Origin of the sequence: Pyramidobacter porci, from assembly GCF_009695745.1 — a bacterium.
Taxonomy (GTDB): domain Bacteria; phylum Synergistota; class Synergistia; order Synergistales; family Dethiosulfovibrionaceae; genus Pyramidobacter; species Pyramidobacter porci.
The window spans coordinates 1-20835 of the sequence record NZ_VUNH01000015.1 but is presented as its reverse complement, the minus strand read 5'-3'; the positions used below and the strand labels follow the sequence as shown (position 1 = coordinate 20835).

Annotated in this window: 20 protein-coding genes, 1 pseudogene and 1 riboswitch; of the genes and pseudogenes, 8 read left to right on the top strand and 13 right to left on the bottom strand. The window is 63.5% G+C overall.

What is annotated here, in order from left to right; genetic code table 11:
* Nucleotides 1-82: 82 nt before the first annotated feature.
* Nucleotides 83-174, top strand: a riboswitch (SAM riboswitch).
* Between the two features lie 94 nt (nt 175-268).
* From FYJ74_RS11505 to FYJ74_RS11490, 4 genes are all read left to right on the top strand, one after another.
* A complete protein-coding gene (locus FYJ74_RS11505; RefSeq protein ID WP_154529713.1) occupies nt 269-1288 on the top strand; it encodes a methionine ABC transporter ATP-binding protein in 1020 nt (339 codons plus the stop codon).
* Entirely contained in the window at nt 1281-1934 is a 654-nt protein-coding gene (locus tag FYJ74_RS11500) for a methionine ABC transporter permease (RefSeq protein ID WP_154529712.1), read from the top strand. Before FYJ74_RS11505 ends, FYJ74_RS11500 begins: the two co-directional genes overlap by 8 nt.
* A 26-nt stretch (nt 1935-1960) precedes the next feature.
* Nucleotides 1961-2755, top strand: a complete 795-nt coding sequence (locus tag FYJ74_RS11495; protein ID WP_154529711.1) for a MetQ/NlpA family ABC transporter substrate-binding protein — start codon at nt 1961-1963, stop codon at nt 2753-2755.
* A 743-nt stretch (nt 2756-3498) separates the two neighbouring features.
* The gene (locus FYJ74_RS11490) at nt 3499-4419 is read left to right on the top strand and encodes an alpha/beta hydrolase (RefSeq protein WP_154529710.1); all 921 of its coding nucleotides are present in this window, start codon (nt 3499-3501) and stop codon (nt 4417-4419) included.
* A gap of 68 nt (nt 4420-4487) precedes the next feature.
* Here FYJ74_RS11490 and FYJ74_RS11485 read toward each other — a convergent pair whose 3' ends face one another.
* The 5 genes from FYJ74_RS11485 to FYJ74_RS11465 form a co-directional block, all read right to left on the bottom strand.
* Nucleotides 4488-5228 carry an IclR family transcriptional regulator gene (locus FYJ74_RS11485; protein WP_154529709.1) on the bottom strand — a complete coding sequence of 247 codons (741 nt, stop codon included), beginning with the start codon at nt 5226-5228 and terminating at the stop codon, nt 4488-4490.
* Nucleotides 5229-5574: 346 nt separating this feature from the next.
* Nucleotides 5575-6522, bottom strand: a complete 948-nt coding sequence (locus FYJ74_RS11480) for an ABC transporter ATP-binding protein (RefSeq protein WP_154529708.1) — start codon at nt 6520-6522, stop codon at nt 5575-5577.
* Nucleotides 6523-8145, bottom strand: a complete 1623-nt coding sequence (locus FYJ74_RS11475; RefSeq protein WP_154529707.1) for an ABC transporter permease — start codon at nt 8143-8145, stop codon at nt 6523-6525.
* Nucleotides 8132-9124 carry an ABC transporter substrate-binding protein gene (locus FYJ74_RS11470; protein ID WP_154529706.1) on the bottom strand — a complete coding sequence of 331 codons (993 nt, stop codon included), beginning with the start codon at nt 9122-9124 and terminating at the stop codon, nt 8132-8134. Before FYJ74_RS11470 ends, FYJ74_RS11475 begins: the two co-directional genes overlap by 14 nt.
* A gap of 54 nt (nt 9125-9178) precedes the next feature.
* Nucleotides 9179-9829: a PHP domain-containing protein gene (locus tag FYJ74_RS11465; RefSeq protein WP_154529705.1), complete on the bottom strand. Its 651-nt coding sequence runs from the start codon at nt 9827-9829 to the stop codon at nt 9179-9181.
* A gap of 225 nt (nt 9830-10054) precedes the next feature.
* Here FYJ74_RS11465 and FYJ74_RS11460 point away from each other — a divergent pair, with 225 nt between their 5' ends.
* Nucleotides 10055-11332, top strand: coding sequence for a CapA family protein (locus tag FYJ74_RS11460; RefSeq protein WP_195838905.1), 1278 nt, complete (start codon nt 10055-10057; stop codon nt 11330-11332).
* A 131-nt stretch (nt 11333-11463) separates the two neighbouring features.
* Nucleotides 11464-12891, top strand: coding sequence for a dipeptidase PepV (gene pepV / locus FYJ74_RS11455; protein ID WP_154529703.1), 1428 nt, complete (start codon nt 11464-11466; stop codon nt 12889-12891).
* A gap of 338 nt (nt 12892-13229) precedes the next feature.
* Here pepV and FYJ74_RS11450 read toward each other — a convergent pair whose 3' ends face one another.
* The 5 genes from FYJ74_RS11450 to FYJ74_RS11430 form a co-directional block, all read right to left on the bottom strand.
* On the bottom strand, nt 13230-13997 hold the full coding sequence (locus tag FYJ74_RS11450) for a LamB/YcsF family protein (RefSeq protein ID WP_154529702.1): 768 nt from the start codon (nt 13995-13997) through the stop codon (nt 13230-13232).
* A 27-nt stretch (nt 13998-14024) separates the two neighbouring features.
* Entirely contained in the window at nt 14025-15086 is a 1062-nt protein-coding gene (locus tag FYJ74_RS11445) for a 5-oxoprolinase subunit C family protein (RefSeq protein ID WP_154529701.1), read from the bottom strand.
* Nucleotides 15083-15814, bottom strand: coding sequence for a 5-oxoprolinase subunit PxpB (gene pxpB / locus FYJ74_RS11440; protein ID WP_154529700.1), 732 nt, complete (start codon nt 15812-15814; stop codon nt 15083-15085). Before pxpB ends, FYJ74_RS11445 begins: the two co-directional genes overlap by 4 nt.
* 69 nt (nt 15815-15883) lie before the next feature.
* On the bottom strand, nt 15884-17089 hold the full coding sequence (locus FYJ74_RS11435; protein WP_154529699.1) for an NRAMP family divalent metal transporter: 1206 nt from the start codon (nt 17087-17089) through the stop codon (nt 15884-15886).
* Nucleotides 17090-17272: 183 nt separating this feature from the next.
* Entirely contained in the window at nt 17273-18112 is an 840-nt protein-coding gene (locus tag FYJ74_RS11430; RefSeq protein WP_154529698.1) for a deoxyribonuclease IV, read from the bottom strand.
* A 95-nt stretch (nt 18113-18207) separates the two neighbouring features.
* On the opposite strand from FYJ74_RS11430, the gene FYJ74_RS11425 reads away from it, so the two are divergent.
* Both FYJ74_RS11425 and FYJ74_RS11420 read left to right on the top strand, forming a co-directional pair.
* A complete protein-coding gene (locus FYJ74_RS11425) occupies nt 18208-18708 on the top strand; it encodes a C-GCAxxG-C-C family (seleno)protein (protein WP_154529697.1) in 501 nt (166 codons plus the stop codon).
* A gap of 24 nt (nt 18709-18732) precedes the next feature.
* Nucleotides 18733-19095, top strand: a complete 363-nt coding sequence (locus FYJ74_RS11420; protein ID WP_154529696.1) for a cupin domain-containing protein — start codon at nt 18733-18735, stop codon at nt 19093-19095.
* Between the two features lie 223 nt (nt 19096-19318).
* On the opposite strand, the gene queF is transcribed toward FYJ74_RS11420, so the two are convergent.
* The 3 genes and pseudogenes from queF to FYJ74_RS12030 all read right to left on the bottom strand — a co-directional run.
* Nucleotides 19319-19810: a preQ(1) synthase gene (gene queF, locus FYJ74_RS11415; RefSeq protein WP_154529695.1), complete on the bottom strand. Its 492-nt coding sequence runs from the start codon at nt 19808-19810 to the stop codon at nt 19319-19321.
* 4 nt (nt 19811-19814) lie between these two features.
* Nucleotides 19815-20309, bottom strand: a complete 495-nt coding sequence (locus FYJ74_RS11410) for a QueT transporter family protein (protein WP_154529694.1) — start codon at nt 20307-20309, stop codon at nt 19815-19817.
* 421 nt (nt 20310-20730) lie between these two features.
* Nucleotides 20731-20835 (bottom strand): annotated as a pseudogene (locus tag FYJ74_RS12030) (hypothetical protein); the annotation flags it as partial.

Sequence of the window (20835 nt, the reverse complement as noted above, 5' to 3'; positions counted from 1 at the left end):
CGTCGGCCGGAAAAGATCCGCGGCGCTCTCTTGCGCTTCGCGGAAGATTGTGTTATCATACCCGTCAATCAAACAGCGCAACTTTTTATCAAGAGTCAGGGGAGAGAGTCAGCTCGACGATCCTGCACCAACCTGCCCGTAGGGGAAAGGTGGTCCTGCTGACAGCGATGAGGGGAAGCCTCAAAGAGGGATTTGAGCCGCCTTGCCATCGCAGGGCGGCTTTTTGTTTCCCTCCGGGGTGCGCGATCCCCCTACGGAAGGTGAAATCATGATTCAGCTCCGCGGCATCAAAAAAATCTATCGCGCGCCCGATGGCGGTATCGTCGAGGCGCTGTCGGGCATCGACCTGGACATCGGTGACGGCGAGATCTTCGGCATCATCGGCCTGTCGGGCGCGGGCAAATCGACGCTGCTGCGTACGATCAACCGCCTCGAAGAACCCAGCGGCGGGCAAGTCTCCATCGACGGGCAGGAGATCACGGCGCTCGACGCGGGCGGCCTGCGGCTGGCGCGGCGCAAAATCGGCATGATCTTTCAGCACTTCAACCTGCTGGCCTCGCGCACAGTGGCGGGCAACGTCGCCTTTCCGCTGGAACTGGAGGGCTGGAAGCCGAAAGACGTCAAAGACCGCGTCGCCGAGATGCTCGACGTGGTCGAGCTTTCCGACAAGGCCGGCAGCTATCCGTCGCAGCTTTCCGGCGGCCAGAAGCAGCGCGTCGCCATCGCCCGCGCGCTGGCAAACCGTCCGCACGTGCTGCTTTCCGACGAGGCCACCAGCGCCCTCGATCCCCGCACCACCAAATCGATCCTCAGCCTGCTGGCCGGCATCAACCGTCTCATGGGGCTGACGATCGTCGTCGTCACCCACGAGATGAACGTCATCCGCGAGATCTGCTCGCGCGTGGCGATCATCGAGTCGGGACGCATCGTCGAGCAGGGAACGGTCAAGGACATTTTCCTCAATCCGCGCTCGAAAACGGCGCGCGAGTTCCTCGCCAAACTGCCGCGCACGGGGTACGACGAGGGCGCCGGACTGCCCCGCGAGGCGGGAAAGCCCGTGGCGGTGCTGGCATTCGACGGCTCGGCGGCGGAAGCGCCCCTGATCTCGCAGACGATCAAGGCCACGGGGGCCGACGTCAACATTCTGGCCGGCGCCATCGACAGCCTCTACGTGTCTCGAGTCGGCACCCTGACGGTACAGTTCGGCGGCGCTCCGCAGGTGATCGCCGCGGCGATGGACATGATCCGCGCCCATAACGTGAAGGTGGAGGTGATCTGGAATGGCTAAAATCTTCGGCCTGCTGGCCGAACCGACGCTGCAGACGCTGTACATGGTCGGCCTGTCGAGTCTGTTTGCGATCCTGCTGGGGCTGCCGCTGGGCATCGCCCTCGCGCTCACCGAAAAGGGCGGTCTGTGCGAAAGCCGCGTCGCCGGCAAGGCGCTCGATGCCTTCGTCAATGTCTTCCGTTCCTTCCCGTTCATCATCCTCATGATCATCCTCTTCCCGCTCTCGCGGCTGATCGTGGGTACGACCATCGGCACTACGGCCGCCATCGTGCCGCTGTCGATCTCGGCCGCGCCGTTCGTGGGGCGCGTCGTGCAGAGTGCCCTCAAGGAAGTGGACCGCGGCGTGATCGAAGCCGCGCAGGCCATGGGCGCCGACGTCAAGACCATCGTCCTGAAAGTGATGATCCCCGAGGCGCTGCCCTCGCTGGCCGCGGGCGCGACGCTGACGGTCATCGCCATCGTCGGCAGCTCCGCCATGGCCGGGGCCATCGGCGGCGGCGGACTGGGCGACGTGGCCATCCGCTACGGCTTCCACCGCTTCCGCAGCGACGTGCTGATCGCCGCCGTCGTCGTTATTATCGCCATTGTCCAGGGAATTCAATGGCTCGGTAATAAAATCGTCCGGAATCTGAGCCGGAATCGATAATTTATTTTTCAGGAGGTTTTGCTGCAATGAAAAAAATCTGTGTTCTCGCTTTTGCCGTTTCTCTGTGCTTCGCCGGCGCGTCCTTTGCCGGCTCGCTGCGCGTCGGCGCCACGCCCACGCCTCACGCCGAGATCCTCGCCCAGGTCAGGGACGAACTCAAAGCCCAGGGCGTCGATTTGCAGATCGTGGAGTTCACCGACTACGTCACGCCCAATCTGGCGCTCAGCGACGGCGAACTCGACGCCAATTATTTCCAGCATCTGCCCTACCTGCAGAGCTTCTGCGAGGACCGCGGCCTCGACCTGACCTCCGCCGCCACCATCCACGTGGAACCCATGGGCCTGTTTTCGAAGAAGTTCGCCGCGCTCGAAGAGCTCAAAGACGGCGCGCTCATCGCCATCCCCAACGATCCCACCAACTGCGGGCGCGCCCTGCTGCTGCTCCAGTCCGCCGGGCTGATCAGGCTGGCGGCGGACAGCGGCCTCACCGCCACCGAGCTGGACGTCGAAGAGAACAAACATGATTTCAAGTTCCGCTCGCTCGAAGCCGCTCAGCTGCCCCGCTCGCTTGACGACGTGGACGCGGCCGTGATCAACGGCAACTACGCGATCCCCGCCGGCTTCAACCCCGCCAGGGACGCGCTGCTCGTCGAGGGCGCCGACTCGCCCTACGCCAACGTCATCGCCGTAAAGGCCGGCAACGAGAACAACGCCGACGTGCAGGCGCTGATCAAAGCCCTGCAGAGCGACAAGATTTCCAAGTACATTCTCGACGCCTACGCCGGCGGCGTGCTGCCCGCGTTCGGCGGCCCCGCCAAATAGAAAAAAGGCAAACCGTTTTTTCGGCCATGCTGTTCCGCATCTTGCAGATCGGCATGGCCGCTTGTTTTTCGCCGCACCAGCGCAAAAATGTTCCACGTGGAACATTTTGAAAAAACGTCCGTGTCAGCCTGCCGCGTGGTTTTTGCGGCGCAGCCGTGCGGAGGGGCGGCATTTTCAACGGGGCTTTTTCATTGAAAATCAGTGTCAATCAAGAGGCGGCATAAAGAGAGACGTACCGCACGCGGCACGTCTCTCTTTTTTGACGGGATAGAACGCCTTCGGCATGGAAAGTTATGGGACGCTTCTTCATTCATAATTTTATTTTAAGAGTTTAAAATAAAATTGCGGCTTTGATCCTTCATCACTTTACTTTAATCGAATAAGACAAAACGTATCGTATTTCTCGCTGGAAGAGGAAAATGAAGATCTTAATCGTCAGAAATGAAACCCTCAAGTTCAGCTTTTGTCGCGTCGCGCCGCAGCTATAAATTATTCTGTATGCACGTGACATTTTTCTGTCTTATGTGATTCCACTTTTTGGCTCAAAACTATCATTTCTTAATTTTATTATTTTTTATAGCGATTTTTCTCTGTGCTCCGCTTGGTAATCCGATCACTTCATGATAGAATTAAGTTAATTAATTACAAAGAAATACTTTCAAGAGTGTTTTTTCATTTTTAAAAGATCGATTTTTCTCTTTTGAAAGAATTTTCCGATCATGAGTCAAGGAGGTTGGGCGGAAATGGACGCTGAAACAAAAATAGCAGATGTCATCGCAAACGAGAATTTCAAGGGATATGGGCAGCTCCTTTTCCCCGGACATCTGAGTGAATCCGACAAAAAACGCACGCTGGGGCAGATCGCGCCGTTGTTTCCCTATCATAGGCATTTGAGCGTCGACGTCACGCTGAACGTCCTCAACTCCATGCTCGCGCGGGAAAAGAACGGCGAAAAGATCTTCTACGATCTCTATTCCGATAGAGAAAAAGATAAGGACCCGGCCAAGGCGGAGACGGGGCTGTTTTATTTCCGCGGCGTCAAAAAAGCGCCGTTTGCCGTTATCTGCGCGGGAGGCAGTTTCCAATATGTGGCGTCGCTCCATGAGAGTCTGCCGCACGCACTGGAACTGAGCCGCATGGGATTCAACGCTTTTACGCTTCACTACCGGACCGAAAGTCTCGAAGCCGCCTGCGAAGATCTGGCTGTCGCGATCACACAAATTTTCACCCATGCGGAAGAGTTCAACGTCGGCACCGAGTGTTACTCGCTCTGGGGCAGCTCGGTCGGCGCCCATGTCGCCGCCTATCTGGCCTCGTACGGGCCGCACGGTTTCGGCGGCGCGCAGCTGCCGCGCCCCGGCACGCTGGTGCTGCAGTACACCGGGCACACCAATCACACCCGCCAGGAACCGCCTACTTACGTCTGCGTGGGCGAAAACGACCCCGTCTGCGACTGGCGGGTGATGAAAAAGCGTCTCGACGCGCTGGCGGCCTGCGGTATCGACACGGAATTCCACAAGTACCCGCATCTCGGGCACGGCTTCGGCCTCGGCATCGGCACGGAAGCCGAAGGCTGGATCGCCAGCGCCGCCGCGTTCTGGAAGCGCCATCTGCCCCGGCGGACGCTGCGCGTGCTCAGCCGTTTCGAAGCCGCGGCCGTCTGACCGGCAAAAAAATCCGGCGCTCCTGCAACAATGGGAGCGCCGGATTTTTTTGCCGGGAATTTTTCGGTTCACGAATCGAGGATGCTTTTTTGCAGTCGGGCGGCGGCTTTCTGAAGGATGCCGCGAAACGCCTCGAACTGCGGCGCCACGGAATTTTTCGCGCCGCCGATGGCCAACACCGCCATGACCGTTCCGTCGGGATACAGGATCGGCGCCGCCGCTTCGGCGGTTTCCGGCACCAGCTCTTCGACGCTGACGGCGTAACGCTTCTCTCTGATCTTCTCGATCTCCGCCAGCAGCTCTTTGGAGCCGGTGATCGTCGCGGACGTGTAGCTTTTCGGCTCGGAATAGACGATGTACTTCTGCAGCGGCTCGGGCGCGAAAGCCAACAGCGCCTTGCCCGCCGCGCCGGCGTGCAGGTCGAACAGTTTCGGGCGCCGGTTCGCCAGCGCGGGGCCGTCCTCGGGCAGAGACGCGGCGACGCTGAGACCGCTGAACCCGTCGAGCGTGCACAGAGATACGCTCTGCCCGGTCTGATTGCACAACGTCTTCAGCAGCTCCTGGGACTGATTGACCAACGCCAGACGAAGCGCCCAGCCGTTCGACTGGCCGAGCAGCTTGTAACCGATCCGATAGCCCTGCGTCCTCTTGTCCTGCGCGACCCAGCCGTTCTCTTCCATTCCTGACAGAAAGCGCTGGACCGTGCTCTTGGGAATGCCCGTCCGCATCCCCAGCTCGCGGACGCCGAGCTCGCCGCCGTCGGCGAGCAGCGCCTCGATGAGCGCCATGATGTTGCGCGTAGAATTCATGGAACCTGCTCCTCTCTCGCTCTGAAAATTGCCATGCACATTCTATGATTTCTATGATCAAAATATAGCATTTCGCAGACATAACTGTCAAGCGCGCCGCGGGAGCTTTTCGATCCCGGCAAAAGATCCGCCTGCCGCGGGATTTCAACATTATAGAACTTCACGGAGCTGTTTCCACAAAAAATATGAATTTCCGGCCCTTTTCAGCATTATAAACGTCTTGCGAAAATATAAAAACAGCCCGCGTCACGCGGGACGCGCCGGTATTCGCTGTAACGTCCAATTGCGCCGGCGGCAAAGGCTTTTTCTCAAAAAAACGCCGCCGCCCGAAAAGAGCCGGCGTCCCTCATGCGTTTCGGTCCCGGGACGGCAGGATCGCGAAGCGCACTTCGCCGCCGATCTCGCGCGCCGGTTCGGCGGCGCTGGGCACGGAAGCTCGCAGCGTCTGCCCCTGCCAGTCGATGACCCAGTCCGTCGAGGCGCCGAGGAACGCACGCGAGACCAGAGTTCCGACCAGCGGGCCGTCTGCCGCGACGACGATCTGATCAGGGCGGAGCAGCTGTCGCCGCCCTTCCAGCGTCACGGGGAACGCGTCACCGATAAAGTCGGCGGCAAAATCGCCGTGCGGCGAAAAATAAACTTCCTCCGGCGTACCCACCTGCACGAGCCGTCCTCCCTGCATCAGCGCCACGCGGTCGGAGATCGACAGCGCCTCCTCCTGGTCGTGCGTGACGTACAGCGCCGTGATGCCGAACGCCTTTTGCAGCGAACGGATCTCGGCGCGCATGCGCACGCGCAGCCGCGCGTCGAGGCTCGACAGCGGTTCGTCGAGCAGCAGCACCCGCGGATTGAGGATCAGCGCCCGGGCGAGGGCCACGCGTTGCTGCTGCCCGCCCGACAGATCCTGTACGCGCGATTTCAGATAGCCGTCCAGACCGACGCGCTCCAACATTTCCGCCGCGCGCCGCAGCCGCTCCGCGCGGGGAGTTCCGCGCACGCGCAGGCCGTAGGCGACGTTTTCCTCCACGCTCATGTGCGGAAACAGCGCGTGGCTCTGAAACACCGTCGCCGTAGGACGTTTCTCCGGCGGCAGCGCCGAGACGTCGCGCCCGTCGAGCATGACGCGCCCCGAATCGGGAAACAAAAATCCGCCGGCGATCTGCAGCGTCGTCGTCTTGCCGCAGCCCGAAGGCCCCAGCAGCGTCAGCAGCTCGCCTTTTTTCAGCGCCAGCGAGACGCCGTCGAGGGCTTTCGCCTCGCCGTAACTGAAACAGACATTCTCGAATGAAAGCATTTAACTTTTCCTCCCCAGAGCTTTCCACGCCAGCGCGTTGACCGCCAAGATCGCCGCAATCAGCAGCGAAGCCATCGCCGAAGCGTCGCCGTACCTGCCGCTGTTGATCGACTCGAACAGTTCCACCGCCGCCACGCGCGCGTAGGGGCTGACCAGGAAGATGATCGGCCCGGTGCTGGTCATGGCGGCGCTGAAGGCGTTGATGAACGACACCAGCATGAACGGCCGCAGCAGCGGCAGCAGCATGTCGCGCAGCGCGCGCCCCTGGCCGCCGCCGAGGTCGCGCACGGCCAGCTCCAGCTCGGGATTGATTTGCGCCAATCCCGCCTGCGCCGACCACGTCGACGGCGAAAGCTGGCGGAACAGACAGTTCATGGCGATCAAAAAGCCGGCGGGAATCTCCCATGGCAGCGACGACGACACCAGCAGATACCCCACGCCGAAGAACGTTCCCGGCACAAGGTAAGGCAGCTCGATCAGCACGCGCGCGGCGCGCCTCAGCGCCGCCGTGGCACGGTCGAGCAGCCGCGCCAGCGCCGCGCCCAGCGCCGCGCTCCCCACCCCCGCTGCGACGGAACAGACCAGACTGCGCGCAAAGCCGTTGCCGCTGAAATTCCACAGACCGCGCAGATGCGCCGTCGTCAGCGAGAAGTCAGTGCCCCACGTCTTTGTGACGCTGCCGGCGAAGATCAGGCCGTAGACCGCCGCCTCCAGAGCGACGAACAGCCACGCTGCCGCTTCCGGCAGCCACAGCCCTGCGCCGCGCAGGCGCAGCGAGCGCGTGCCGGCCAGCCGCAGCGAAAAGTTCCGCCCGCGCGCTTCGCGCCGCGCCGCCAGCAGCAACAGCGAAGGCAGCACCAGCAGCGCGTTCATGGCGCAGGCCAGCGGAAAATCGCCGACGCCGATCAGCGTGTTGTACGCCTTCGACGCCAGCACCTGAAAGCGGCCGCCCACAAACAGCGGCGTGCCGAAGTCGGAGAGCGAGCGGACGAAGACCATCAGCGCCGCGGCCGCCAGCCCGGGACGCGCCAGCGGCGCGCTGACGTTCAGCAGCGTGCGCAGCGGCGAAGCGCCCAAGTCGAGCGAGGCCCGCTCCAGCGAGCCGTCCACCCGATGAAACGACGCCGCCGCCAGCAGCGTGGCGACGCCCAGCTGTGACAGCGCCTCCATCATCACCACGCCGTGAAAACCGTAAGGATTCCATTCCAGCCCCAGCAGCCGCCAGGTGATCAGACCGCGGCGGCCGAAGAGCATCAGATACGACATCGAACCGACGAACGGCGGCGAGATCGTCGACAGCACCAGTACCGCCGTCAGCAGCTTCCGTCCCGCCGCCGCGCCGTACAGCAGCTTCACGGCCAGAAGCGACGCCAGCGGCAGCGTGACCGCCGTCACGGCGGCGGCCACGCCGAAGCTGTTCAGCACCAGCGGCCAGTTTTTGCCCAACAACCCGCGCCACGCCGAAAGCGACCATTGTCCGTCCACCAGCAGGCTTTCGCGCAGCACCGCCGCCACGGGCCAGAACACAAAAAGGAGGACGCCGCTCCCCGCCGCGAGCCAAAGTGCCAGCTCCGCGCCGGAGAGCGCGCGTCCTCTTCTTTGCGCCGGGTTATTTGGAACCAAAGCGCTCCTGCCAGGCGGCGAGCACGCGCTTGCGCTGCGCTCCGCCCTCGACCACGTCGGCCTTGACGAGGTTGGAATCGCGCATGGCCTGCACCGCGGGAGCCAGCTTCACGCCGGGACGGATCGGAGCCTGCGTGGTGTACTTGGCCAGCGTCTCCTGCCCTTTTGCCGACAGCACCCAGTCGATCAGCGCCTTGCCGGCCTCGGGATTGCGCGCGCCCTTGAACAGCGCCACGGGCGCGATGTACCACGGCACGCCGTCGGTGGGGAACGCCGTCTCGATCTTGTAGCCTTCGCCCTTCAGCTTTTCGCCGGTGTCGAACGGAGCCACGGCGATCGCCGCCTCGCCCGTGCTGACCTTGTTGGCCGGCTCGGCGCCGCGCTTGGAGTAATAGGGCACGTTGGCGTCGATAGCCTCGAGCAGCTTCCAGCCGTCTTCCTCGCCCTTCGCGGAGAGGATCGCCCAGACCGTGGCATAGAACGTGCCGCTCACGGCCGGCGTGGCCATCAGCACTTCGCCCTTGTAGACGGGGTTGGTCAGATCCTGCCAGCTGCGCGGCATGGGCAGGTTCTTTTTGGCCATGATCTCGCTGTTGACGACGAAATCGACCGCGCCCAAAGAGATGCCGCTCCAGTAGCCGTCGGCGTTATAGAACATCGGCTCGTACGCGGCGCGTTCCGGCGACTTGTACGGCTCGAGGAACCCCTCGCCGGCCGCCGCCACGTAACTGTCCAGACCGCCGCCGAACCACACGTCGGCCTGCGCCTTGCCCTTGGCCGCGCGCAGGCGGGTCAAAACCTCTCCCGACGACATGGCCAGGTACTCCACTTCGATGCCCGTGTCCTTGGTGAACTCCTGAAGGATGCCGTCAACGCCCGTATAGGCGATGAAGATGCTGAGCTTCTTCTGCTCGGCGCCGGCGGCCGGAACCGCCAGGGTCATCGCAGCCGCCGCCAATGCTCCCAATTTTTTCAACATGCAAAAACCTCCTTAACTGATACGCGCCGCTTGCCGCGGCGCGTGAAAACCGTTTTATTCCGCCAAGCGCGCGCGGCAGAACGCCTCCGCGTCGACAAACTTCGCGCCGTCCCAGGCCAGCGGACGACAGCGCCCGGCCCGCACCGCGCGGATCAGGTCGCGCTCGTCGCGCAGATCGTCGTCGAACTCGGTGACGAAAAGGCCGACCCGCTCGCGCCAATGCGCGTCGGCTGCCCCCAGCAAAGCGCGGCCGGAAGCGCGCGCCAGTTCCAGCGCGTGCAGATTGGCGGCCGGGTCGGTGCTGCCGTTGAAACACTCCACGCCGTGCAGCCCCGGCAGCGTGGCGATCAGGTCTTCCAGCCCGCGGTTGTTGTTGCGGAACGGATGAGCCGCCGTCGCGCAGCCGCCGCAGGCCGCCACGCGCGCCATCAGCTCCTCGGGCGCGACCGCGGCGGGCGGCGGCGCTTCATCAAGGCCGAAGCAGACTACGTCGCCCCGCGTCGTCAGCACCTCGACGCCGAGAAAGAGCGGGAACTGGAATTTTTGCCGCCATCCGTCGATTGCCTCGCGCGCGCCGAGCGTGTCGTGGTCGGTGACGCAAAGCCCGTCGATGCCCATCTCGCGGGCGCGGGCGACCGCTTCGGCGATGGGCAGAAAACTGTCCGGCGAGTACTCCGCCGTGTGCATGTGCGTGTCCAGGATCATCGGCAAGACACCTTTCGCTTATCGATAACCGAAAATCATAATATGGTTAACCTTCTCAAAAGACGATTATCACCCAAAGAGGGACAAAGGTCAAGATGCGCCGAAACGGACAAGGGGCGGCAAAACTGCCGCGGGATGCGGGCGTTTTTCCCCTTTCGCCGCCGCGGCAAAGATGCGATAATGGAGCGGATTTCAATCGGATTTTTTCGAGAAAGGAATTTTTTTATGAGAATATCGCTGTTCGCGGCGCTGCTGGCCGCATTTTTCTGCGGGACGGCGCGCGCGGAAGCTCCGCTTCCCGACGATTCGGCGGCGCTGTTCAGCGACGACGCCGACGTCCTGCGTCCCCACCGCGCCACGCTGCTTTTCGTCGGCGACTTGATGGCTCACGCCCCGCAGCTGCGCGCGGCGCGGCGCAAAAATGGCTACGACTTCGCGCCCTCGTTCGCGCGCGTCAAGCCGCTGATTTCCGCCGCCGACCTGGCTGCCGGCAACCTCGAGACCACGCTCGGCGGCGAAAAGCGCGGCTACACGGGCTACCCGTGCTTCAACACGCCCGACGAGTACGCCGACGCTCTCAAAGACGCCGGTTTCGACGTCCTGACTACCGCCAACAACCACTGCATGGACCGCCGCGTCGCCGGGCTGTTCCGCACGCTGAAAGAGCTGCGCGCCCGCGGCTTCACGACCTTCGGCACCTACGCCGCCTCCGCCGACCGCGAGATCGTCGCCGTCGAAAACGTGAACGGCATCACAGTCGCCTTCCTGTCGTGGACCTACGGCACCAACGGCATCCCCGTGCCGGCCTCGCAGGACTGGGCGGTGGCGCGCGGCGCTTCGTGGGAAGAAGTCAGCGGCGACGTCGCCCGCGCCAGGGCGCTCAGCCCCGACTTCATCGTCGCCATGCCGCACATCGGCGTGGAATACGCGCTGACGCCGCCGCGCTTCGTCGTCGCCTTCGCCGAGAAATTGCTGGAAGCCGGCGTCGGCGCGGTGATCGCCTCGCACCCGCACGTCGTGCAGCCGCTGGAACTGCGCGCCGCTTCGGGCGACCGCGCGCCGGCTCTGATCGCCTGGTCGATGGGCAACTTCATCTCCAACCAGCGCGCCAAGCCGCGCGACATGGGCGTGATCGCACGCCTGACTCTGGAAAAAGGAAACGGCGTCACGCGCCTCGTCAGCGCCGACGCCATCCCCACCTGGGTGCAGACGCGCACGAAAAAGGGCGTCCGCGTCTCGCGCGTGCTGCCGCTCTTCGACGCGCTCGCCAACGCCGTGGAGCTGCAGATCTCCGCGGCCGACCTCAAGCGCCTGCGCGGCGCGCACGCCGATTTCACCGGGCGCGTGCTGGGGCGCGCCGTCCCGCTGGCAGAAGCTCAGCCGGCCTACGAACTGGAACCGTCCTCGCAGGATCGTTTTTCGACGGCACAGTTCGACGAGCTCGACCGCCGGCGCGCCGCGAAAAAAAGCGGCGCGCGGAAGAAAAACGCGCTCAAACCGTGATTTTCGTTCATATTTTTTTCATATCTGCCTTGAAAACGACGAATTTCCGGCATTTCACGCAAGCGGAAACAAAAATGCCGGGGTACAATCGTTTCAGAAGATAAAACTTTATTCGAGGAGGAACACCCGACATGAACATGGACAAGATCCGCGCCATTATCGACAACGACAAAGACAGCCTGATCGGCACGATCCGCGAGCTCGTCGCCGTTCCCAGCGTAGGCGGCGAAGCGCCGCAGCCCGACGCGCCGTTCGGCCCCGGCCCCAAAGCCGCCCTCGACAAGTTCGTCGAGATCGGCACGCGCCACGGCTTCCGCACCTGGGCCTTCGAGAATCAGGTCGGCATCGCCGAACTCGGCGACGAATCGCTGCCCGAGATGATCGCCGTGCTGGCTCACGTCGACGTCGTGCCCGCCGGCGAAGGCTGGAGCTGCGACCCCTGGCAGGGCATGATCAAGGACGGGCTGCTCTACGGCCGCGGCGTCGCCGACGACAAAGGCCCCGCCATCAGCGCCATGTTCGCCATGAAAGCCCTGCGCGAGGCCGGCGTGCGGCTGAAGCGCCGCGTACGCCTGATCGTCGGCACCAACGAAGAATTGGGCAGCCGCGCCATCGACCGCTACGTCACATCCGGCCAGGAACTGCCCGTGGCCGGCTTCACCCCCGACGCCGAGTACCCGCTCATCAACGGCGAAAAAGGCAGCATCACGCCCAAGTGCCGCGCCCCCTTCGCATCCGACGGCGGCGACGTGCAAGTGCTCTCGATCGACGCCGGCGTCGCCTCCAACGCCGTGCCCTCCAGGGCCGTCGCCGCGCTCAAAGTCGCGCCCGCAGCCGAAGCGCGTCTGAACCGCGTCGTCGAAGAGTTCGCCGCGCCCCGCGACGCCAGGCTGACCTGCGAAAAGAGCGCGAACGGCGAATACACGCTGACCATGGAAGGCCTGGCCTTCCACGGCTCGCGCCCCCAGTACGGATCCAACGCCGCCGCCAACCTCGTCAAAGTGCTGCGCCTGCTCGGCATCGGCGGCGAGCAGGGCGCCTTCCTCGACACAATCGACGCGCTCGTGGGCGACCAGACCCGCGGCGAAAACCTCGGCGTCATGCTCTACGACGACGTCTCCGGCTTCACCTCCCTCTGCTGGGGCCTGCTCAAGAGCGAGGGCGACAAGATCATGTTCACGCTCAACTACCGCTTCCCCGTCACCTTCGAGCGCGACCCCGTCTGCGCCAAATTCATCGAGACCCTGCGCGGCCACGGCTTCGAAGTCCAGGCCGGCAGCGGCAGCCATCCGCTCTATATGCCCGAAGAGAGCGACCTCGTCAAAAAACTGATGAAAGTCTACCGGGACGAAACCGGCGACTACGAGTCGAAGCCCATGTCCATCGGCGGCGGAACCTACGCCAAGGAAATGCCCAACATGCTCGCCTTCGGCAACCAGTTCCCCGGCGAGAACACCCACATCCACGAAGTGGACGAGCGGTGGAGCGTCGAACACATCATAAAGAACACCAAGATCATGGCCGCCGCCATCGCCGCGCTGGCCGGCGTCGAAGAATAATCCCTGACGAAGAGACGGTCTTAAAGCTTCAGAACTGCCTTTAAAGGCGGGTGGTGCCGCTTTGTTCCGATGATGTCAGCGCTTCAGCGCCGGACAGAGCTCATCAAAAACAGCAAAGAGACCGCCTCAAGCGTCTTTGAGGCGGTCTCTTTTTTAGTGGCGCTTGTGCAAGGAGCGCCAACGCGGCGGAGAACGTCTGCTCTGCGTGCGGCAGGGCGTCAACGGGAAGCGGCACGCTCATTGCGAGTCGGGATCCAAAGGAAACCGGGCGTCGGGGGTGTCTTTCCCGGCACCCGGTCTGACATGCAGACGCCGCGTATGAAGCCGTTATGCCGACGCTAGACGATCTGCGCCAGCGGGGCGATCTCGATGCCGGCTTCGACGAGGCGCGCTCTCAGGGTCTGGGCCATCTGCACGGCCGTGGGCGAGTCGCCGTGCAGGCAGATGGAGTGGGGGCGAAGCTTCACGATCGTGCCGTCGATCGCTTCGACGACGCCTTCTTTGACCATGCGGATCACGCGCGCGGCGGCGACTTCCGTGTCGCGCACGAAGGCGCCTTCCTTGCTGCGGGGCACGAGCGTGCCGTCGGGCATGTAGCCGCGGTCGGCGAAGGCTTCGGCGGCGTAAGGCAGGCCGATTTTCGCGGCGGCTTCGTCGAACTTCGATCCCGCCAGCCCCATCAGGATCAATCCACCCGCATCCTTTACGGCCTGCGCGAGGGCTTCGGCCTCCTCGATCTTCTTGGCGGCGCTGTTGTACATGGCGCCGTGGGGCTTGACGTGCTGAAGTTTCGTGCCCGCCGCTTCGCAGAAGGCGCGCAGCGCGCCGATCTGATAGAGCGTATAGGCGTAAAGCTCGTCGGGCGTGCAGGCCATGTTGCGTCGGCCGAAGCCGACCAGATCGGGATAGGCGGGATGAGCCCCCACGGCCACGCCCGCCGCTTTCGCCGCCGTCACTGTGGCGCGCATCACGCAGGCGTCGCCGGCGTGAAAGCCGCAGGCCACGTTCGCCGACGACACGAAGGTAAGCACGTCGCCGTCGCGTCCCATCTTCCAGGCTCCGAAACTCTCGCCCAGATCGCTGTTCAGATCCACTCGATAGTTCATCGTTCATTCCTCCCCCCAGATTTCGGATCAATCCAGACGTTCCCACGTCACGGTGTAATCTTTGCCTTCGACGTTCAGCTTCATCGCGCCCGAATTTGCCGGAGCCGGCGCGTCCGACGCCGATGGCTGCGCTGCAATATGCTGCACGAGCAGCCGCAGCCGTTCGAGCTTCGCCGCCTCGCCCCGCGACAGATCGACGCCTTCGTCCTGGTTGATCGGCGCGAAGCGAACCGTGTCGCCGGGCATTTTCTGCGCCAGGCGCGCCACGTCGAGCGCGTGCACGACGGCGATCTTCACGTAGCCGCCGGTGGTCTGGCGGTCGGCCATCATCACGATCGGCAGGCCTGAGCCGGGCACCTGCACGGCTCCCATGGGGATGCCGTCGGAGACGATGTCGGGACCTTTCACGTGCTGAATGACGCGGTCGCTTTCCAAACGGCAGCCCATGCGGTCGGCCGAGGTGGAAACGGCGTACTCGGTCTCGAAAAACGTTTTCACTCCCTCGGGGCCGACGTAAGAATCCTGCGGGCCGAGCACGGCGCGCAGCGGAGCGTCGCCGTAGTCCGGCAGAAGTTCCGCCGGGCAGGCTGCGCCGACGACGCGCCGCCACAACGACCAGGGAGCGCCGGTCGACAACGTGTCGCCGTCTTTCAGCTTGCGGCCTTCGAAGCCGCCGATCTTCGCTTTCATGTAGGTACTGCGGCTGCCCATCATCAGCGGTACGTCGACGCCGCCGCCGACGCAGACGTAAGCGCGGCAGCCGCGGCCGCGGGGTCGGCCGAAGCCGAGCCGGTCGCCGTCTTTCACGGCGACGGCCGTCCACATCGGCAGAGGCGCGCCGTTCAGCTGCGGGCTTAGGTCGCCGCCGGCGACGGCGACGCAGCCTTCGCCGGCGAAGCGAATCAGCGGCCCCATCACAGTCACTTCCAGCGCCGCCGCGCCGACGGGATTGCCGAGCAAGAGATTGCCACGCGCCAGCGCCGGCGCGTCCATCGCGCCGCTGACGGGCATGCCGAGAGCCTGATGGCCCCAGCGTCCCAGATCCTGCACGGTGGTGAGGGCGCCGGCGCGTTCGACGATCAGCTTCATGCGCTCGCCTCCCTTTCCGCGTATTCGATGCGGTATTCGCCGCTTTTGATCTGCGTCTGGATTTCCGCGTACCGTTCGTTGCCGACCGGGTAGAACTTTACCCACAGTCCCGACGTGATCGCTACGGCCGGATCGCGCCGCGGATCGTAAAGGTCGTAGGGGACGCGGCCGATGATGCGCCAGCCGCCGGGGCTGGCGATCGAATAGGCGCCGGCCTGCGCGCCGCCGATGGCGACGCTGTTGGCGGGGATCAGCTCGCGCGGCGTCTTCAGCCGCGGTGTGGTCAGCGACGGATCCATGCCGCCCAGATAGGGAAATCCCGGCGTGAAACCGTTCATGTAACAGTAGAGCGGCGAATCGCAGTAGCGCTTCACCACTTCCTCTTCCGTCAGGCCGGTGTGCGCGGCTACCTCGCCCAGATCGGGGCCGAACTCGCCGCCGAAACAGACCGGCACGCGCACTTCGCGCCTCTCCCTTCGCTCCGCGGCAGAGGGGTTGGCCAGCTCGGCCTCAAGCCGCTTGCGCAGCGCCGGCAGATCGACCGACTGCGGATCGAAATAGACCGACAGCGAACGGTACGTCGGCACCAATTCTTTCATGCCGCGGAACGGCCGCTCGGAGAGCTCCCGCGCCAGCGCCTGCACGCGGCCGTTCACCGCCAGGTCGATCACCTCGCCGAAGTCGACGAACAGACACGTCTCGCCGGCCGGCAGGATCTTCGCTTCCATGGAACCGCCTCCTTGCCGAAAAATCTCCCCAGGCCGGAGCGCGCTCCGGCGTCCTTCCGTCGTTATTCGCTACGAGAAGATCTTCATAATGTTGGGCAGCGCCTTCACGCCCATCCACAGCGTGAAAGCGACCACGACCCAGCCGGCTCCCGTCAGCCACGCCGGATGACGGTACTCCGGGCCGACCACGTCTTTCTTGTACGCGCCGAGCAGGATCGAAGCCAGCGCCAGCGGCAGGATCAGCCCGTTGATCGAGCCGGCCACGATCAGCAGCGCCACCGGGCGGGCGATGAAAATGTTGATCGCCGTCGAGGCGCAGATGAAGCCGATCATCCACCAGCGGTAGTTGCGGTCCACCGCGGCGAACAGCGAACGCAGGAACGACACGGAGGTGTAGGAGGCGCCGATCACCGAGGTCACGCCCGCGGCCCACAGCACCACGCCGAACATGCGGTAGCCGACCTCGCCGGCGCCCTTGCGGAAGGCGTCGGCGGCGGGGTTGGCCGCGTCGAGCACTACCGCCGGCTGTCCGGCTGCCACGTAAACCACGCCGAGCACGGCAAGGAACAGCAGAATACGCATGATCGACGTGACGACGATGCCGTTCACGGCGCTCTTCGTCGCGTCGCGCACGTCGTACACGCCCGCGTCGATGAGGCGATGCGCGCCGGAGAAGGAGATGTAGCCGCCCACCGTGCCGCCGATCAGCGTCAGGATGATCATCCAGTTGACCGTGCTCGGCATCACCGTCTCTTTCGCCGCCAGAGCCACCGGCGGCGCGGCCTTGAACGCCACGTAGAGCATCAGCGCGATCATCAGGAAGCCGAGCAGCTGCGTGAAGCGGTCCATCGCCTTGCCGAGATCCCTGTTGAGGAAGATGAAAACGGCGATCGCCGCGCTGACGGCCGCGCCGACCTGCACGTTGAGCCCGATCATCGTGTTCAGCCCCAGCGCCGCGCCGCCGACGTTGCCGACGTTGAACGCCAGGCCGCCGAGCGCTACGGCGAAGGCGAGCAGATACCCCAGGCCGGGAATGACCCGATTGGCCACGTCCTGGGCGCGCAGCTTCGAGACGCAGATGATGCGCCAGATGTTGAGCTGTACGACCGCCGTCACCACGATCGTCACGGCGATGGCGAAAGCCGCCGAAGCCAAGAGCTGCCGCGTGAAGACCGTCGTCTGCGTCAAAAATCCCGGACCGATGGCCGACGTCGCCATCAGAAACGCCGCGCCGAGAAGGACCTGCAAGGTGCTTTTCCCTTTGTTCTGATCCATGAATACGCCTCCTTTTTTGTTCGATTTCCGGATGAGAAAACAATTCAACTGCGCTTTTATTATTTCATAACAAACTTAATGTTGTCAATGAACCATTTTCTGTATTAGAAAAACATTTTCGCCGTTCCTTGCCCCGACTTTTCTCGACAAAAAACAGGACGCCGGCCAAGCGTCCTGTGGAGTTCATCGGGCGGCAAACGCCCGCAGCCGGGCAATTTCGGCCGCCCAGCCGGAGAGGGAATCCTGCGGCGTTTCCAGGCACATGGGCAGCCCCGCCAGGGCCGGATGGACAACCAGCGCCGCAAAAGCGGCAAGGCCGAGGCTGCCCTTGCCGAGCTTCTCGTGGCGGTCCTTGCGGCTGCCGAATGGCGTTATGCTGTCGTTGAGGTGCAAAGCGCGCAGCCGCTTCAGCCCCACGATACGATCGAAACGGTCGAGCACGCCGTCGAGATCGCCGGCGATGTCGTAGCCGGCCGAATAGACGTGACAGGTGTCGAGGCACACGCCCATCTTCTCGGGACAGTCGAGGCGGCTCAGGATCTCCGCCAGCTGTTCAAAGGTGCCGCCCACCTCGCTGCCCTTGCCCGACATGGTTTCCAGCAGCACGGTGGTGCGCTTTACCGCGGGCAAAATCTCGTTCAGCGCCGCCACGATCAGGTCGATGCCCTTTTCGCAGCCTTGGCCGACGTGGCTGCCGGGATGGAAGTTGTACAGATTGTCCGGCAGCCATTTGTCCAGGCGCTTCAGATCGTCGGCCATCGCCAGCAGCGCGAACTCGCGCACCCGCGCGTCGGCCGAGCAGGGATTGAGCGTGTAAGGCCCGTGGGCGATCAGCGGCCCGAAACGGCGCGCGCCCATGATCGCCTTCAGCGCCGCGACGTCGTCGGGGTCGACGGCGCGCACGGAGCCGCCGCGCGGATTGCGTGTGAAGAACTGGAACGTGTCGGCGCCGATGGACAGGGCGTCTTCGCCCATTTTTCCGAATCCGCCGGCGACGGAAAGATGACAGCCGAAAAAAGGCATGAAAGGACCTCCTGAAGATGACGCCCCGAAGAAAGGAGCGCTTGTTGTATAATAAACTGGAATCTTTGGCACGATTTTAAGGGGGAAAGAGGAAAATGCGCGACTGTTCCAAAGAGTGTCAGCGCGGCGCCGCCCCGGACCGGTGGCTGGACGGCCTCGACGCGATGGTGGCGGAACTCCATGCGGGGCAGCGTTTCTGCTGTTCCCAGACGGTGCTGGCTATCGGCATGAGGCGGCTGGGGATCGACGATCCCGACCTGCTCCGCGCCATGGAGGGATTCTGCGGCGGGGCCTGCGACGGCGCCTGCGGCGCGCTGGCGGGAGGCGCCGCGCTGATGGGGCTGTACCTCGGCAAAGGCACGGAGCGGGAGCCGCGCAGCGAAACGATCAGGCAGTACGTCAAAGAACTGACGGAGACGTTCTGCGCCTACTGGAAGGGAACGACCTGCGAGAGCATCGTCCACGGCGAGGCCGAGCTGCGCAAGCGTATCTGCCCGAACGTCATCGCCGGCGCCGTGGAAATGGTCTGGAGCATCCTCGGCGAGCACGGGCTCGACCTTGACCGGCGCAGAATCGACCGCATGCCGCGGCAATAAATCAGTGCGAAGGAGTGTTGAACAATGATTCGCAGAGGGACGGAAATCGCGTTATCCAAAGTCGAGAACTTCAAGGGCGGCACGGGTGCGCTGCTCTCGCGCGAGATTCTCATGCCTGATGAAATGGGCGGACACGGCCGCAAATTCGGCTTCACCACGCTCGAACCCGGCGCGTCGATCGGCACGCACGCCCATGAGGGCGACTCCGAGACCTATTATATCCTGAAAGGCTCGGCGCGCTACAACGACAACGGCACGTGGGTCGACGTCAAAGAGGGTGACATGATGCACTGCCGCGACGGCGAATCTCACGGCATCGAAAACAGCGACGACGGCCCGTTGCAGTTCATCGCCCTGATCCTCTACAGCGAACGGAAAGAACGATAACCCAACCGAAACGCCGAAAGGGCGTCCGCGGAGAGAAAATTTCCCCGCGGACGCCCTGCTTTTTTTCGCTGCGCCGCGCCGGCGAAACGGCGGTTCCCGAGAAGGCGGCCGATGTTCCACGTGGAACATTTTCGTCAACGATGGCTACGGCTACGATTGCATGACATGCGCCAAGACAAATTCCATGTTTTTGCGCCGCCGTCGCCCGCATCGCGGCGCGGCGTCAGCGGTAGTTCACCAGCTCCGGCGACAGGTCGTGGAGGCGCAGACGGTCCGCGGCCGTTTTCTCCCAGACCGTGCCCGGCTTGCCCCAGTTCGCGTATGGGTCGATGCTCAGCCCGCCGCGCGGCGCGAAGCGTCCCCAGACCTCGATGTACTTGGGCGAGAGCAGCCCGACCAAATCCTCCAGAATGACATTGACGCAGTCCTCGTGGAAATCGCCGTGGTTGCGGAAGCTGAACAGATACAGCTTCAGCGACTTGCTCTCCACCAGACGCTCGTCGGGAACGTAACTGATCGTGATGTTGGCGAAGTCCGGCTGCCCCGTCATCGGGCACAGACTCGTGAACTCCGGGCAGTTGAACTTGACGAAATAATCGCGCCCCGGATGCTTGTTGGGAAACGATTCCAGCACCTCCGGCGCGTAATCGCTTCTGTAAGCCGTTTTATGCCCCAGCAGCGACAGATCCTTCATCTCTTCAGGCGTGCGCGTCATGTTTTCAGCTCCTTTGATCCCCGGCCGCGGCAAGGCGCTTTTTCAGAACCGCCAGCAGCAGCCCCCCGAAAACGCCGGCGACCGCCTGCCCGATCAGCAGACTCGCCGCCAGAACGAAATACGGTAAATGCAGCAGATAACTCAGCCACAGCGGCACCCCCAGTCCGGGGATCAGCGTGATCGCCGCGGCGGCGATCCACGGCGCGCGCGGCGAACGGCGAAACGCGGCGATCGCGCCGCTGGTCAGCAGACCGACGAGAATGCCGCCGATCATGTCCAGCGGTCCCAGCCCTCCCATCAGCGCGTTGCTGAGAAAATTGGCGAAGCCCAGCGGCAGCACCAGAAACGGGAAAATGCCGCTCAGCGCGTACAGCGACGTGGCGACGCGCACCTGATACTGCCCGAAGGCGAAGCTCCGCGTCGTCGTCATCACGACCACGTAGAGCGCCACGACCAGAGCCGAGATCGTCAGCTTGCGCGTCACCGTCAGTTCCTTCATCGAAAAAAATCCTCCGCGCCTTCCCGCGCCACGAAAAGGCCGTAAAAAAAGAGAGCCTCCCAGCTCCCCATCCGCCGCGCCATAACGGCGCGTCACGCCCGCCGCCCCGCGCGGAAAAAATCCGCGCAAAGCCCCGGACGCAGCCCGTAGTTTTGTTTAAAGACAGGATGGTCTCGAACTGTCTTATTCGATTGCGGAAAATATTGTAGCACAGAACCGCCCGCCGCACAAACGCCGTTCCAGAGCAGTAGGGCAATCGCTTACGAAATAAGCAAGCCCGTAGGGACGAGCCCCAGGACCTGCAGAGCCGTAGGGATGCCAAGCCCGCAGAGATTGCGCTTGCTCCTCATCCCGCATTTGCACGTGTCACAGGTCTTCAGCATCTGCAAAGCGAGTTTCCGCAGAATGTTCATCACTTCCGCCGCGTTCTTCGCTCTCGCCCGGCAGTCATCCTCCCTGAAGGCCACGTCCAGCATCCAGCGTAAGTTGTTCTCGATCGCCCAGTGCTCTCGCTTGATGCGCAGAA

Excerpts from the sequence above, each read along its gene's own strand:
- FYJ74_RS11495 (WP_154529711.1), top strand. The coding sequence starts at position 1,961 with ATGAAAAAAATCTGTGTTCTCGCTTTTGCCGTTTCTCTGTGCTTCGCC.
- FYJ74_RS11420 (WP_154529696.1), top strand. The coding sequence starts at position 18,733 with ATGATTCGCAGAGGGACGGAAATCGCGTTATCCAAAGTCGAGAACTTC.
- FYJ74_RS11490 (WP_154529710.1), top strand. The coding sequence starts at position 3,499 with ATGGACGCTGAAACAAAAATAGCAGATGTCATCGCAAACGAGAATTTC.
- FYJ74_RS11505 (WP_154529713.1), top strand. The coding sequence starts at position 269 with ATGATTCAGCTCCGCGGCATCAAAAAAATCTATCGCGCGCCCGATGGC.
- pepV (WP_154529703.1), top strand. The coding sequence starts at position 11,464 with ATGAACATGGACAAGATCCGCGCCATTATCGACAACGACAAAGACAGC.
- FYJ74_RS11465 (WP_154529705.1), bottom strand. The coding sequence starts at position 9,829 with ATGATCCTGGACACGCACATGCACACGGCGGAGTACTCGCCGGACAGT.
- queF (WP_154529695.1), bottom strand. The coding sequence starts at position 19,810 with ATGACGCGCACGCCTGAAGAGATGAAGGATCTGTCGCTGCTGGGGCAT.
- FYJ74_RS11450 (WP_154529702.1), bottom strand. The coding sequence starts at position 13,997 with ATGAACTATCGAGTGGATCTGAACAGCGATCTGGGCGAGAGTTTCGGA.
- FYJ74_RS11470 (WP_154529706.1), bottom strand. The coding sequence starts at position 9,124 with ATGTTGAAAAAATTGGGAGCATTGGCGGCGGCTGCGATGACCCTGGCG.
- FYJ74_RS11480 (WP_154529708.1), bottom strand. The coding sequence starts at position 6,522 with ATGCTTTCATTCGAGAATGTCTGTTTCAGTTACGGCGAGGCGAAAGCC.
- FYJ74_RS11410 (WP_154529694.1), bottom strand. The coding sequence starts at position 20,309 with ATGAAGGAACTGACGGTGACGCGCAAGCTGACGATCTCGGCTCTGGTC.
- FYJ74_RS11430 (WP_154529698.1), bottom strand. The coding sequence starts at position 18,112 with ATGCCTTTTTTCGGCTGTCATCTTTCCGTCGCCGGCGGATTCGGAAAA.
- FYJ74_RS11435 (WP_154529699.1), bottom strand. The coding sequence starts at position 17,089 with ATGGATCAGAACAAAGGGAAAAGCACCTTGCAGGTCCTTCTCGGCGCG.
- FYJ74_RS11500 (WP_154529712.1), top strand. The coding sequence starts at position 1,281 with ATGGCTAAAATCTTCGGCCTGCTGGCCGAACCGACGCTGCAGACGCTG.
- FYJ74_RS11485 (WP_154529709.1), bottom strand. The coding sequence starts at position 5,228 with ATGAATTCTACGCGCAACATCATGGCGCTCATCGAGGCGCTGCTCGCC.
- pxpB (WP_154529700.1), bottom strand. The coding sequence starts at position 15,814 with ATGGAAGCGAAGATCCTGCCGGCCGGCGAGACGTGTCTGTTCGTCGAC.
- FYJ74_RS11445 (WP_154529701.1), bottom strand. The coding sequence starts at position 15,086 with ATGAAGCTGATCGTCGAACGCGCCGGCGCCCTCACCACCGTGCAGGAT.
- FYJ74_RS11460 (WP_195838905.1), top strand. The coding sequence starts at position 10,055 with ATGAGAATATCGCTGTTCGCGGCGCTGCTGGCCGCATTTTTCTGCGGG.
- FYJ74_RS11425 (WP_154529697.1), top strand. The coding sequence starts at position 18,208 with ATGCGCGACTGTTCCAAAGAGTGTCAGCGCGGCGCCGCCCCGGACCGG.